General features: G+C 51.0%; 13 protein-coding genes and 2 tRNA genes. 13 read left to right on the plus strand and 2 right to left on the minus strand.

The features are described from left to right. The first annotated feature begins 120 nt into the window (after nucleotides 1-120). The 10 genes from ybgC (at nucleotide 121) to BUB06_RS09625 (ending at nucleotide 6,985) form a co-directional block, all read left to right on the plus strand. Entirely contained in the window at nucleotides 121-525 is a 405-nt protein-coding gene (gene ybgC / locus BUB06_RS09580) for a tol-pal system-associated acyl-CoA thioesterase (protein WP_010299208.1), read from the plus strand. Continuing rightward, entirely contained in the window at nucleotides 522-1,208 is a 687-nt protein-coding gene (gene tolQ, locus BUB06_RS09585) for a Tol-Pal system protein TolQ (protein WP_039472578.1), read from the plus strand. Before ybgC ends, tolQ begins: the two co-directional genes overlap by 4 nt. A 12-nt stretch (nucleotides 1,209-1,220) precedes the next feature. Then, nucleotides 1,221-1,646 (plus strand): colicin uptake protein TolR, encoded by a 426-nt coding sequence (tolR, locus tag BUB06_RS09590; protein ID WP_010285025.1) that lies wholly within the window; start codon nucleotides 1,221-1,223, stop codon nucleotides 1,644-1,646. Between the two features lie 64 nt (nucleotides 1,647-1,710). Continuing rightward, complete coding sequence (gene tolA / locus BUB06_RS09595; RefSeq protein WP_039472581.1) at nucleotides 1,711-2,886, plus strand: cell envelope integrity protein TolA; 1,176 nt, start codon at nucleotides 1,711-1,713, stop codon at nucleotides 2,884-2,886. A 139-nt stretch (nucleotides 2,887-3,025) separates the two neighbouring features. After that, complete coding sequence (gene tolB, locus BUB06_RS09600) at nucleotides 3,026-4,318, plus strand: Tol-Pal system beta propeller repeat protein TolB (protein ID WP_010285308.1); 1,293 nt, start codon at nucleotides 3,026-3,028, stop codon at nucleotides 4,316-4,318. Between the two features lie 40 nt (nucleotides 4,319-4,358). Beyond that, nucleotides 4,359-4,868, plus strand: coding sequence for a peptidoglycan-associated lipoprotein Pal (pal, locus tag BUB06_RS09605; RefSeq protein WP_010299226.1), 510 nt, complete (start codon nucleotides 4,359-4,361; stop codon nucleotides 4,866-4,868). Nucleotides 4,869-4,877: 9 nt separating this feature from the next. Continuing rightward, nucleotides 4,878-5,654, plus strand: a complete 777-nt coding sequence (gene cpoB / locus BUB06_RS09610; RefSeq protein WP_039472583.1) for a cell division protein CpoB — start codon at nucleotides 4,878-4,880, stop codon at nucleotides 5,652-5,654. 175 nt (nucleotides 5,655-5,829) lie between these two features. Further along, nucleotides 5,830-5,905: transfer RNA gene (locus BUB06_RS09615), tRNA-Lys, on the plus strand. Between the two features lie 51 nt (nucleotides 5,906-5,956). Next, nucleotides 5,957-6,032, plus strand: a tRNA-Lys gene (locus tag BUB06_RS09620). 236 nt (nucleotides 6,033-6,268) lie between these two features. After that, the gene (locus BUB06_RS09625; protein WP_039472585.1) at nucleotides 6,269-6,985 is read left to right on the plus strand and encodes a DUF554 domain-containing protein; all 717 of its coding nucleotides are present in this window, start codon (nucleotides 6,269-6,271) and stop codon (nucleotides 6,983-6,985) included. A 14-nt stretch (nucleotides 6,986-6,999) separates the two neighbouring features. On the opposite strand, the gene BUB06_RS09630 is transcribed toward BUB06_RS09625, so the two are convergent. Continuing rightward, complete coding sequence (locus tag BUB06_RS09630) at nucleotides 7,000-7,398, minus strand: YjaA family stress response protein (RefSeq protein WP_039472587.1); 399 nt, start codon at nucleotides 7,396-7,398, stop codon at nucleotides 7,000-7,002. A 222-nt stretch (nucleotides 7,399-7,620) separates the two neighbouring features. On the opposite strand from BUB06_RS09630, the gene nadA reads away from it, so the two are divergent. Together nadA and pnuC are read left to right on the plus strand one after the other, a co-directional pair. Further along, nucleotides 7,621-8,682 (plus strand): quinolinate synthase NadA, encoded by a 1,062-nt coding sequence (gene nadA / locus BUB06_RS09635; protein ID WP_039472589.1) that lies wholly within the window; start codon nucleotides 7,621-7,623, stop codon nucleotides 8,680-8,682. A gap of 59 nt (nucleotides 8,683-8,741) precedes the next feature. Continuing rightward, nucleotides 8,742-9,467, plus strand: coding sequence for a nicotinamide riboside transporter PnuC (gene pnuC / locus BUB06_RS09640; RefSeq protein WP_039472591.1), 726 nt, complete (start codon nucleotides 8,742-8,744; stop codon nucleotides 9,465-9,467). 7 nt (nucleotides 9,468-9,474) lie between these two features. Here pnuC and zitB read toward each other — a convergent pair whose 3' ends face one another. Then, nucleotides 9,475-10,425, minus strand: a complete 951-nt coding sequence (zitB, locus tag BUB06_RS09645) for a CDF family zinc transporter ZitB (protein ID WP_039472592.1) — start codon at nucleotides 10,423-10,425, stop codon at nucleotides 9,475-9,477. 295 nt (nucleotides 10,426-10,720) lie between these two features. On the opposite strand from zitB, the gene aroG reads away from it, so the two are divergent. Next, entirely contained in the window at nucleotides 10,721-11,776 is a 1,056-nt protein-coding gene (aroG, locus tag BUB06_RS09650) for a 3-deoxy-7-phosphoheptulonate synthase AroG (protein ID WP_010302704.1), read from the plus strand. The last annotated feature ends 159 nt before the right edge of the window (nucleotides 11,777-11,935 follow it).

The raw sequence follows: 11,935 nt of genomic DNA on the forward strand, positions 1-11,935 counted from the left end.
TCCATTTAGTTATGGGTTGCTTGCAGCCCATAATTATTTTCTTTCCGTTGTCACAATCCATTCCAAACCTCATTTCTCTTGCGTATAGTAGCGAGGTTTAATGCATTACTGGGATGTAGAGTGAGTAATTCGTTGTTTCGCTGGCCAGTTCGAGTCTACTTTGAAGACACTGATGCAGGTGGCGTTGTCTACCACGCTCGCTATATTGCCTTTTATGAAAGGGCAAGAACCGAGGCGTTGCGTGAGCGCAACTTTCACCAGCAAGCCTTGCTAAGTGAGCATGTCGCGTTTGCTGTTCGTCGGATGACGGTGGAGTATCTTGCTCCTGCGCGCCTCGACGACATGTTGGAAGTGCAAAGCGAGATTATCTCGCTGCGTGGTGCTTCTCTGACTTTCGCCCAGCGTATTCTTAATGCTCATGGTACCCTGCTAAGCCATGCTGAAGTTTTGATCGCATGCATCGATCCACATCAAATGAAGCCTATTGCGCTTCCTAAGTCTATTGTCGCGGAGTTCAAGCAGTGACTGACATGAACGTTTTTGATTTGTTCCTGAAGGCAAGCCTTCTGGTTAAACTAATCATGCTGATTTTAATCTGTTTTTCTATCGCTTCCTGGGCGATCATTATTCAACGTACCCGAATTTTGAATGCGGCGACGCGTGAAGCTGAGGCGTTCGAGGACAAATTTTGGTCGGGCATCGAACTGTCGCGCCTCTATCAGGAAAGTCAGACTCGTCGCGATAGCCTGACGGGCACTGAACAAATCTTCCATTCAGGTTTCAAAGAATTTGCACGGTTGCATCGTGTCAACAGCCATGCGCCGGAGGCCGTGGTGGAAGGGGCGTCCCGCGCAATGCGTATTTCAATGAATCGTGAGTTGGAAACGCTGGAAACGCACATTCCCTTTTTGGGAACCGTTGGTTCTATCAGCCCGTATATCGGCCTGTTCGGTACCGTTTGGGGGATTATGCATGCCTTCATCGCGCTGGGCGCAGTGAAGCAGGCCACCTTACAAATGGTTGCCCCTGGTATTGCCGAAGCTTTGATTGCAACGGCAATCGGCTTGTTTGCGGCGATCCCTGCGGTCATGGCGTATAACCGTCTTAGCCAGCGGGTGGGCAAACTGGAGCAAAACTACGACAACTTTACGGAAGAGTTTATCGCTATCCTGCACCGTCAGGCGTTCTCCAGCGACAACAGCAAGTAATCAGGGGGGATCATGGCACGAGTACGCAGAGGCCGTCGTGAGCTGAAATCCGAGATCAACATTGTTCCGTTACTGGACGTGCTGTTGGTGCTGTTGCTGATTTTTATGGCGACAGCCCCGATTATTACGCAGAGCGTTGAGGTGGATCTACCGGATGCGACCGACTCAAAAACGGTCTCCAGCAATGACAATCCGCCCGTGATCGTAGAGGTTTCAGGCATAGGGCAATATAGCCTGGTTGTTGAACAAAACCGTATGGAGCAGCTTCCGGCAGAGCAGGTGGTTGCTGAAGCGCAATCGCGGCTGTCAACCAATCCCAAGACGGTCTTTTTGATTGGTGGCGCGAAGGATGTTCCTTATGATGAGATCATTAAAGCGTTGAATTTGTTGCATCAGGCTGGCGTTAAATCCGTTGGTTTGATGACACAACCGATTTAAATGAGCGCATCACGGTAATGATCGTTAAGCCTATTTCTGGCAACACTGTTTTTGGGAATCGCTTGTGCTAAAGGCAAACGAACAAAACGATAAGCTAAAACGCGCCGTTATTATTTCGGCTGTTTTGCACATCATACTGATTGCTTTGCTGCTTTGGAGTTCGTCGACGCAAACGATGGATGCCAGCGGGGGCGGCGGAGGCTCGTCAATTGATGCCGTAATGGTCGATCCGAGCGCAGTGGTGGAGCAATATAACCGCCAACAGCAGCAGCAGACCGATGCGAAACGTTCTGAACAGCAGCGTCAAAAGCAGGCTGAACGGCAGGCCGAAGAGCTCCAGCAGAAGCAAGCGGCTGAACAGCAGCGGCTGAAAGAGTTGGAAAAAGAGCGTCTGCAAGCGCAGGAAGAGGCGAAAAAGCAGGCTCAGGAACAGGCTGAACAGCGTAAGCAGTCTGAAGCGGCGGCTCAGCAGGCAAAAGAACAGCAGAAGCAAGCCGAAGCTGCAGCAGCAAAAGCGAAGGCTGAAGCTGAACAGCAGGCGAAAGCGGCGGCAGACGCTAAAAAGAAAGCGGAAGACGAAGCGAAGAAACAGGCTGCTGCGGCCGCTGCTGCTAAGAAGCAGGCGGAGGAAGAGGCTAAAGAAAAAGCCGCTGAAGCCGCTAAACAGAAGGCAGCAGAAACCGCTAAAGCAGAAGCTGCAAAGGCAGCCGCAGAGGCTGAGCAAGCTAAACAAAAAGCAGCAGCCGAGGCGGCTAAGCAAAAAGCCGACGCTGAAGCAGCGAAGAAAGCAGAAGCAGCCGCAGCAGCTAAGAAAGCCGCTGATGATAAAAAGAAAGCGGCAGCAGAAGCGGCTAAGCAGGAAAGCGCCGTTGATGATTTGCTGGGTGGGCTGGCTTCATCGAAAAATGCGCCGAAGTCTGGCGGTGGTGCACCTGCGGGCACAGGTAACAATAAGAAGAGCGGTGCATCAGGTGCAGCGCTTGATAGCTATGGTAGTCAGGTTCGTTCAGCCATTCAGAGCAAGTTTTATGACTGGCAGCTCTACAAAGGTCGCACCTGTACGTTACGGATTAAGCTGGCGCCAGATGGTCTGCTGATTGACGTCACTGCTGAAGGCGGCGATCCGGCGTTATGTCAGGCGGCTATTGCGGCTGCCAAACAGGCCAGAATACCGAAGCCACCAAGTACGGATGTTTATGAGGCTTTTAAAAATGCGCCAATAGACTTTAAACCGCAGTAACCGGGCTGTTTACCCCAATAGATTTAAGATTATTACGATGGTAAATAAACCAGGTTATGTTGTTTTGTTGACATTGGTTTGTTTTTGTTAAAATTCTGCTAATTTATCGTAGACTTCGCGTCTGGATAAGGGAGATGAGATGAAGCAAGTACTGAAAGTTGCATTAAGCTTTTTAATGCTGTGGACTGCGGTTGTTCACGCGGAAGTACGTATAGAGATTACCCAAGGGGTAGACTCTGCACGTCCTATCGGTGTGGTTCCGTTCAAGTGGGCAGGCCCGGGCGCTGCGCCTGAAGACGTCGGCGGCATCGTGGGTGCTGACTTACGTAACAGTGGCAAATTCAACCCGATCGATGCAAACCGTATGCCTCAGCAACCTGCAACAGCATCCGAAGTGACGCCTGCTGCATGGACGGCGTTGGGCATCGATGCGGTTGTGGTTGGTCAGGTTCAACCGAGTGCTGATGGCAGCTATCTGGTTTCTTACCAACTCGTCGATACCTCCGGTAACCCGGGTAACGTATTGGCGCAGAACCAGTTCAAAGTGACCAAGCAGTGGTTGCGCTATGCTGCGCACACCGCCAGTGATGAAGTGTTTGAGAAACTGAGTGGTATTAAAGGGGCGTTCCGTACCCGTATCGCTTACGTTGTTCAGACTAACGGTGGTCAGTTCCCTTATGAACTGCGCGTTGCCGACTACGACGGTTACAACCAGTTTGTGGTTCACCGCTCACCACAACCGCTGATGTCTCCGGCCTGGTCCGCAGACGGCAGCAAGCTTGCGTATGTAACGTTTGAAAGCGGCCGTTCTGCGCTGGTTATTCAGACGCTGGCAAATGGTGCGATCCGTCAGGTTGCTTCCTTCCCGCGTCACAACGGTGCGCCTTCTTTCTCTCCTGATGGCAGCAAGTTGGCGTTCGCACTGTCTAAGAGCGGTAGCCTGAATCTGTATGTGATGAATTTGGGATCTGGGCAAATCAGCCAGGTGACTGATGGTCGCAGCAACAACACGGAACCAACCTGGTTCCCAGACAGCCAGACCTTGGCCTATACTTCAGACCAGGCTGGTCGTCCTCAGGTTTACAAAGTGAATGCTAACGGCGGTGCGCCACAACGTCTGACCTGGGAAGGTTCTCAGAACCAGGACTCTGACGTGAGTGCCGACGGGAAATTTTTGGTAACGGTGAGCTCGAATGGTGGGGCTCAGCATATTTCCAAACTGGATCTGGTAACGGGTGCCGTACAAGTATTAACGGACACGTTCCTGGACGAAACGCCAAGTATCGCACCGAATGGCACGATGGTGATCTACAGTTCCAAACAAGGGCTGGGTTCAGTGCTACAGCTGGTTTCGACAGATGGGCGTTTCAAAGCGCGTCTTCCGGCTACTGATGGACAGGTTAAATTCCCTGCCTGGTCGCCGTATCTATAAGTACAGATATGTACAATAAACTCGTCAAAGGACATAAGAAATGCAATTCAATAAAGTGCTGAAAGGCCTGATGTTGGCTCTGCCGGTACTGGCAGTGGCCGCTTGTAGCTCTAACAAGAATGCGGACAATGACCAATCTTCCATGGGTGCTGGCAACAATGGCATGATGGACGGCGGCAACATGTCTTCTTCTGAGCAAGCTCGTTTGCAGATGCAAGAATTACAGCGCAACAACATCGTTTACTTCGGTCTGGACAAGTACGATGTGAGCTCTGAATTCGCTCAGATGCTGGACGCACACGCTGCATTCCTGCGTAGCAACCCGTCTTACAAAGTGACTATCGAAGGTCACGCGGACGAACGCGGTACGCCAGAATACAACATCGCTCTGGGTGAGCGTCGTGCCAACGCGGTACAAATGTACCTGCAAGGTAAAGGCGTTTCTTCCGATCAGATCTCTATCGTTTCTTACGGTAAAGAGAAACCAGCTGTTCTCGGTCATGACGAAGCGGCTTATGCCAAAAACCGTCGTGCCGTTCTGGTATATTAAGAGAATCGCATGAGCAGTAACTTCAGACGTCACCTGTTGGGTCTGTCGTTACTGGTTGGCGTAGCGGTCCCTTGGGCCGCTACTGCCCAAGCGCCAATCAGTAATGTCGGCTCAGGCTCGGTCGAAGACCGCGTCACTCAATTGGAGCGTATTTCTAACGCTCACAGTCAGCTTTTAACCCAACTTCAACAGCAGCTCTCTGATAATCAGCGTGATATTGACAGCCTCCGTGGGCAGATTCAGGAAAGTCAGTATCAGTTGAATCAGGTTGTTGAACGGCAGAAACAGATCTATCAGCAGATTGATGGATTAAGTTCGCAATCATCTTCTACACCGACGACAGACGGTGCACCTGCCGCTGCTGCGGGTACTGATACCGGTGCAGCCAATACGGCGGCACCGGCCAGTACGGGTGATGCGAATACGGATTACAATGCCGCAGTCGCGCTCGTGCTGGAGAAAAAACAGTACGATCAGGCGATCAGCGCATTTCAGGCATTCGTCAAAAAGTACCCAGATTCAACCTATCAGCCTAATGCTAACTATTGGCTTGGTCAGTTGAATTACAACAAGGGGAAAAAGGACGATGCGGCGTACTATTTCGCCAATGTAGTCAAAAATTATCCCAAGTCACCAAAAAGTTCCGAGGCGTTGCTGAAGGTTGGGGTGATCATGCAGGAAAAAGGTCAGGTTGATAAAGCCAAGGCCGTTTACCAGCAAGTTGTAAAAATGTACCCCAATACGGAAAGTGCAAAGCAGGCTCAAAAACGTTTATCTGCATCGTAACCCCGTCTTAATTGGCACAAAAATTGCGCATCATGAGCGATTTTTGTGCCTAAACGTCTTAAGAGTAAGCAATCAAAAAGTTATTTAAGAAAATAGGTTGCGCCGAAAATTTAAATCAGTAATATGTGCCGCCGTTGCCAAGGCAAATAGCAAAACGCTAAAGCAGCATGAAATTGGGTCGTTAGCTCAGTCGGTAGAGCAGTTGACTTTTAATCAATTGGTCGCAGGTTCGAATCCTGCACGACCCACCAATTTCAAGCATAGTTATAACAGCATTAAGTATCAAAGTAGTTCCGCATTGCGGGTCGTTAGCTCAGTCGGTAGAGCAGTTGACTTTTAATCAATTGGTCGCAGGTTCGAATCCTGCACGACCCACCACTTCGGCAGTAGATTTTCTTCCTCGAATAAATTCATTTTAAATCATATATCGCACATGTCGCATCGGTGAGATAAAGCCCATCATCATTCCCTACTCATTAAGACTTTGCGGTATATTAGGTTTTTGCCCCTCTCTATGGACTATATAACCCGTCAGGAACTGTTTTCTAATCCTATCGAGCAGGGATGGAGTCATTGCCACAGGGAAGCGCGTGTAGCCCTGTTTAGGAAGATATATGATTGGTCCGTTGATTAATGGTGCCGCTATCTTGATTGGTAGTGGTCTGGGTATCGCTTTGCGTCGTTTTATCCCTCAGCGTTTGCAGGATGGCCTTCCGCCAGCATTTGCGATGGTGTCGATTGCAATGGGGGTGACGCTGGTTGTGAAAGTCCAGCAACTGCCTGCGGTGGCGCTGGCTATTGTGATTGGTGTGGCGTTAGGTGAGCTGTTACGCATGGAGTCCGGCGTGCAGTGGGCTGGTACGATGATTCAGAAAGGATTAAACCGCGTGCTGCCTGCACAAGAGCACCGCTTGCCGCAGGATGTCTACACTCAGAATTTTACCGCGTTAATCGTCCTGTTTTGTGCCAGCGGAACCGGCGTGGTTGGAGCGTTAACGGAAGGGCTAACTGGTGATTATCAACTGTTGATCATCAAATCTGCTTTGGATATTTTCACCGCGCTGATTTTCTCCATCACGCTTGGCCTTGCCGTGATGTCGATTGCGATACCGCAAGTTATTGTCCAGACGCTGTTGTTCTTCTCCGCCAAATTGATTATGCCCTTTATGACAGATATCACGATGGGCGATTTTTCTGCCTGTGGCGGGATTATCATGATTGCGGTAGGGCTACGGATCGCGCAGATCAAATCATTTGCGGTGGTGAACTTCCTACCTGCGTTGGTTCTGGTTATTCCTATCTCTCTGTACTGGCACCGCTTTTTCGCCTAAAGCGCAACGTCTGATTAGCGGCTGACAATCGAAGGCATGTCGCCGCTAAAAATTTGTATCACTTCCTGGTCGGTAAGCGGCACATTTTTGCTACAGACATAAATATGCTTTCCTTGTGGGCTGATGCTCTTGGCTAGCTCTATGTAGCTGGCAAACTCGACCTGGCTGTGTCCGCCTTCATTCATCTCCATGGCATGGATGATGACCTTGTGTGACGAGAACAGATCGAGCAGTCGTTTGGGGGCTACCTTGCGCGCGAGTCGATCCAATAGCTTCATTGCCGGGATCATCTGCCCGAGCAGTAAGCGCGTGGTGGTAAAAGGCGTTTCTGATTGCTCTGTCACCTCTTGTTTCGTGTCCACGTTTCTGACGGTCAGGGTATCGCGATATAGTCTGATATAGAGGCTGGCCATGCCATTTCTCTCCTTGTCTCTTTTCTACTTTCTACAAGTCATGCCACTTACGCATTTCACCTCACCATTTTAAGCATATTAAACAGAATGGCGGGTCATATGGAAAAAACACCGCGACTTTAGGGCGGGTTTTCGGTATTTTGTTTAGGATAAAAAACGTCGATGCTGATCATTCATTAGTATCAGGTGTTACAACCCGAGTTGTCATCGTGGAAATTTATAATGAGTATCCTTTTTGATAGCAATGAGACCATTTATCCCTTTCCGCCGAAGCCCAGACCCTTATCGGCTGATGCAAAACAGCACTATCGTAACAGGATAAAAACGCTGCTGCGGGAAAGAAATGCCGTCATGGTCGCGCACTATTATACCGATCCTGAAATTCAGGCGCTGGCGGAAGAAACTGGCGGCTGTGTAGCGGACTCGCTGGAAATGGCACGCTTCGGCAGCACCCATTCGGCATCAACGCTGCTGGTGGCTGGGGTCCGCTTTATGGGAGAGACCGCCAAGATACTCAACCCGGAAAAGACGATTCTGATGCCCACGCTGGAAGCAGAGTGCTCGCTCGATCTCGGTTGTCCCGTCGATGAGTTCAGCCGTTTTTGCGATGCGCACCCGGACCGAACGGTGGTGGTGTATGCCAACACCTCTGCAGCAGTGAAAGCGCGTGCTGACTGGGTGGTCACATCCAGCATCGCGGTGGAGTTGATCGAACATCTGGATAGCCTGGGAGAAAAAATTATCTGGGCACCGGACCGTCATCTGGGAAGCTATGTACAAAAGCAGACAGGGGCGGATGTACTGTGTTGGCAGGGTGCGTGCATTGTGCATGACGAATTTAAAACGCAGGCGCTGCAGCGCATGAAGATGCTGTACCCCGACGCGGCAATTTTGGTCCATCCAGAATCGCCACAGAGTGTGGTAGAGATGGCTGACGCCGTTGGGTCAACCAGCCAACTGATTCAGGCGGCGAAAACGCTGCCACAGCGCGAACTGATTGTGGCGACCGATCGCGGCATTTTCTACAAGATGCAGCAGGCCTGCCCAGAGAAAACATTGCTGGAAGCGCCGACAGCTGGCGAAGGGGCAACCTGCCGCAGCTGCGCCCACTGTCCGTGGATGGCGATGAATGGGCTGGAGGCGATTGCTAACGGTCTGGAGCAAGGCGGTGGCGCTCATGAGATTCATGTTGATGCAGCCCTGCGAGAAGGCGCATTAATCCCTCTGAATCGCATGCTGGATTTTGCGGCTTCACTGCAATTACGAGTGAAAGGGAATGCCTGACGGAGATCTTGGGCATCTTGATAGAGATTTTTTTACAATAATTGAGACAGGGTGATGAGATGGATTTTTTGAGTACCAGCAATATTTTAATTCATATCCCTTTGGGGGAAGGGGGATACGATCTTTCCTGGATTGAGGCGATTGGCACGCTGTTTGGCCTGCTGTGTATCTGGTTTGCGAGCCAGGAAAAAACCATCAACTATCTGTTTGGGTTGATTAACGTCACGCTATTTGCTGTGATCTTTTTCCAGATTCAGCTTTACGCCAGCCTGTTGCTGCAAATCTTCTTTTTTGCCGCCAACATTTATGGCTGGTATGCCTGGACGCGTAAGACAGATTCGCAGGAAGTGGAGTTGCGCATCCGCTGGCTACCGGTGCAAAAACTGATTGGCTGGTCGGTGGCGTGCGTTGTCGCGATTGGCTTGATGACGTTCTACATTGACGCGGTGTTTGCTGTGCTGACGCGCATTGCCGTTTCCGGTATGCAGGGGCTTGGGTTGTCTGTGCAGATGCCGAACCTTCAGCCGGATGCGTTCCCATTCTGGGATTCCACCATGATGGTACTGTCGATTGTGGCGATGATCCTGATGACGCGTAAATACGTCGAGAACTGGCTGCTGTGGGTGGTGATTGATGTGATAAGCGTGGTGATTTTTGCTTATCAGGGCGTGTATGCGATGGCGGTAGAATACGCGATCCTGACGCTGATTGCCCTGAACGGCTCCTGGCTGTGGATTAAGAGCGCACAGGAAAACCGCGTCAGCGCGGTTTCACACGGCGCGTAATCCAAATTTAATGCTTGTGGTGGTGGCCGTCTGCATCATGGCTTTCATGATGATGGCTTTCCTGATGGTGGAAAGCGCAGTGGTCATCATCACAGCGTTGATATTCCATCTGAACCGTCGCGTGTTCAATCTGGTAATGCTTCAGTAAATATTCCTGAATACGTCTTAACAGCGCATCGTGATCGTGAGGCGGAACCACCTGTGCATGCAGCGTCATCATCGGTTTCTCGCCCACCTGCCATAAATGAACATGGTGAATGTTCCTGACCTCGGGAATATTCAGCGTCAGATCTTTCTGTAGAACCTCAACGCTGAGCTGGGTCGGCGTACCTTCCAACAACTCGTGAATGCTCTCTTTCAATAGCGCCCATGCACTGCGCAGCACCAGACACGACACCAAAATAGAGAGAATCGGGTCGATAGGTGTCCAGTTGGTATAAAGAATGATAATGGCGGCGGCAATCGCGCCAACGGATCCGAGCAGATCGCCCAGCACATGCAGGGCCGCTGCGCGGACGTTAATATTTTTCTCTTCGCTGCCGTGGTGTAACAGCCAAAATGCCACGATATTTGCCACCAATCCGGCAACGGCGACAAGCAGCATAGGGACGCCCGCAACGGGCTGGGGATCATAGAAGCGCTGGATGGCTTCCCAGAAGATGAAGGCGGTAATCAGCATCAGCGTCAGCGCGTTCACAAAGGCGGCGAGGGTAGTGAGCCGCAAATAGCCAAAGGTATGGCGAGCATTGGGCTTACGCTGTGCGAAACGTACGGCAACAAGCGCGACAAACAGCGCGGCGGCGTCCGTCAACATATGGCCAGCATCCGCCAGCAAGGCGAGGGAGCCGGACAGCAGGCCGCCAATGACTTCTGCCACCATAAACGTGGCGGTAATGATAAACGCGGCCAGCAGACGTTTACTGTTACCTGATTCTGTGTGGCTGTGGTTATGTGCCATAGATCACCCTGAATTGCGATTTTATTCCACTTTACTGAAACCCACAGAGAAAGCCTATTCTGCGGTTCACCGACCTGTCAGTTGCGCTATTTTCTGGTGAAAATAGGACGGATGCGGTATCTGAGAGCATTTGATCGCGTAAATCCCGCTGATTTCAGCGCCCTGACAACACCAGCTTGACATATAATAATCAATCTTCAATATGAAACATCCCGTTTCTCAGGCGACCCGTACAGGCGGGATGGCGCGTATTGGATGGGGTTAACATACCGTTTCGGAACCGATGGATTTATTTATGAATTACCAAAATGATGATTTAAGAATTAAAGAAATTAATGAACTTTTGCCGCCGGTTGCTTTGCTAGAAAAGTTTCCAGCCACGGAGAAGGCCGCGGAAACGGTATCGTTCGCGCGTACTGCCATTCATAAAATTCTTAACGGCAATGATGACCGCCTGTTGGTGGTAATTGGTCCTTGCTCGATTCACGACACGAAAGCAGCAAAAGAGTATGCCGCGCGTCTGCTGACGCTGCGTAACGAGCTGAGCGACGATCTGGAAGTGGTTATGCGGGTTTATTTTGAAAAACCACGCACCACGATTGGCTGGAAAGGGCTAATCAACGATCCGCACATGGACAATAGTTTCCAGATTAATGACGGCCTGCGCATTGCACGCCAACTGCTGCTGGAAATTAACGACATCGGTTTACCGGCTGCGGGTGAGTTTCTGGACATGATCACCCCGCAATACATGGCGGATCTGATGAGTTGGGGCGCTATCGGCGCACGTACGACAGAATCTCAGGTACACCGTGAACTGGCCTCCGGCCTGTCATGCCCTGTCGGCTTTAAAAACGGTACCGACGGCACGATCAAGGTCGCGATTGATGCGATCAACGCCGCCAGCGCGCCACATTGCTTCCTGTCTGTCACCAAATGGGGCCATTCGGCTATCGTGAATACCAGCGGTAACAACGATTGCCACATTATTCTGCGCGGCGGCAAAACGCCGAACTACAGCGCTGAGCACGTGAAAGACGTGAAAATTGGTCTGGAAAAAGCGGGCCTGACACCGCAGGTCATGATCGATTTCAGCCATGCGAACAGCAGCAAGCAGTTCAAAAAGCAGATGGATGTCTGCACTGACGTCTGCGGGCAGATCGCACAGGGTGAAAAGGCGATTATGGGCGTGATGGTGGAAAGCCATCTGGTCGAAGGCAACCAGAATCTGGAAAGCGGTGAGCCGCTGGTCTATGGCCGTAGCGTGACCGATGCCTGCATTGGCTGGGAAGATACAGAATCCCTGCTGCGTCAGCTGGCATCTGCGGTACGCGAGCGCCGTAGCAAGTAATATCTAACGGTTGCCCGTAGGGTGGCGGGCAGGACGCTCGCCATAAAAAAACCCGGCACAGGCCTAATGCTTTTCAGTTAAGCTTTTGAAGGTAGCCGTAACGTGTAACGTTGCGGCTTCTTTTTTACCGCCCTCGGGTAATGTCTCGCTCGGCGAGTC

Origin of the sequence: Pectobacterium carotovorum (genome assembly GCF_900129615.1) — a bacterium.
In the GTDB taxonomy this organism is placed as follows: Bacteria; Pseudomonadota; Gammaproteobacteria; order Enterobacterales; family Enterobacteriaceae; genus Pectobacterium; species Pectobacterium carotovorum.

Excerpts from the sequence above, each read along its gene's own strand:
- tolR (WP_010285025.1), top strand. The coding sequence starts at position 1,221 with ATGGCACGAGTACGCAGAGGCCGTCGTGAGCTGAAATCCGAGATCAAC.
- zitB (WP_039472592.1), bottom strand. The coding sequence starts at position 10,425 with ATGGCACATAACCACAGCCACACAGAATCAGGTAACAGTAAACGTCTG.
- BUB06_RS09630 (WP_039472587.1), bottom strand. The coding sequence starts at position 7,398 with ATGGCCAGCCTCTATATCAGACTATATCGCGATACCCTGACCGTCAGA.
- nadA (WP_039472589.1), top strand. The coding sequence starts at position 7,621 with ATGAGTATCCTTTTTGATAGCAATGAGACCATTTATCCCTTTCCGCCG.
- pnuC (WP_039472591.1), top strand. The coding sequence starts at position 8,742 with ATGGATTTTTTGAGTACCAGCAATATTTTAATTCATATCCCTTTGGGG.
- cpoB (WP_039472583.1), top strand. The coding sequence starts at position 4,878 with ATGAGCAGTAACTTCAGACGTCACCTGTTGGGTCTGTCGTTACTGGTT.
- pal (WP_010299226.1), top strand. The coding sequence starts at position 4,359 with ATGCAATTCAATAAAGTGCTGAAAGGCCTGATGTTGGCTCTGCCGGTA.
- BUB06_RS09625 (WP_039472585.1), top strand. The coding sequence starts at position 6,269 with ATGATTGGTCCGTTGATTAATGGTGCCGCTATCTTGATTGGTAGTGGT.
- tolB (WP_010285308.1), top strand. The coding sequence starts at position 3,026 with ATGAAGCAAGTACTGAAAGTTGCATTAAGCTTTTTAATGCTGTGGACT.
- aroG (WP_010302704.1), top strand. The coding sequence starts at position 10,721 with ATGAATTACCAAAATGATGATTTAAGAATTAAAGAAATTAATGAACTT.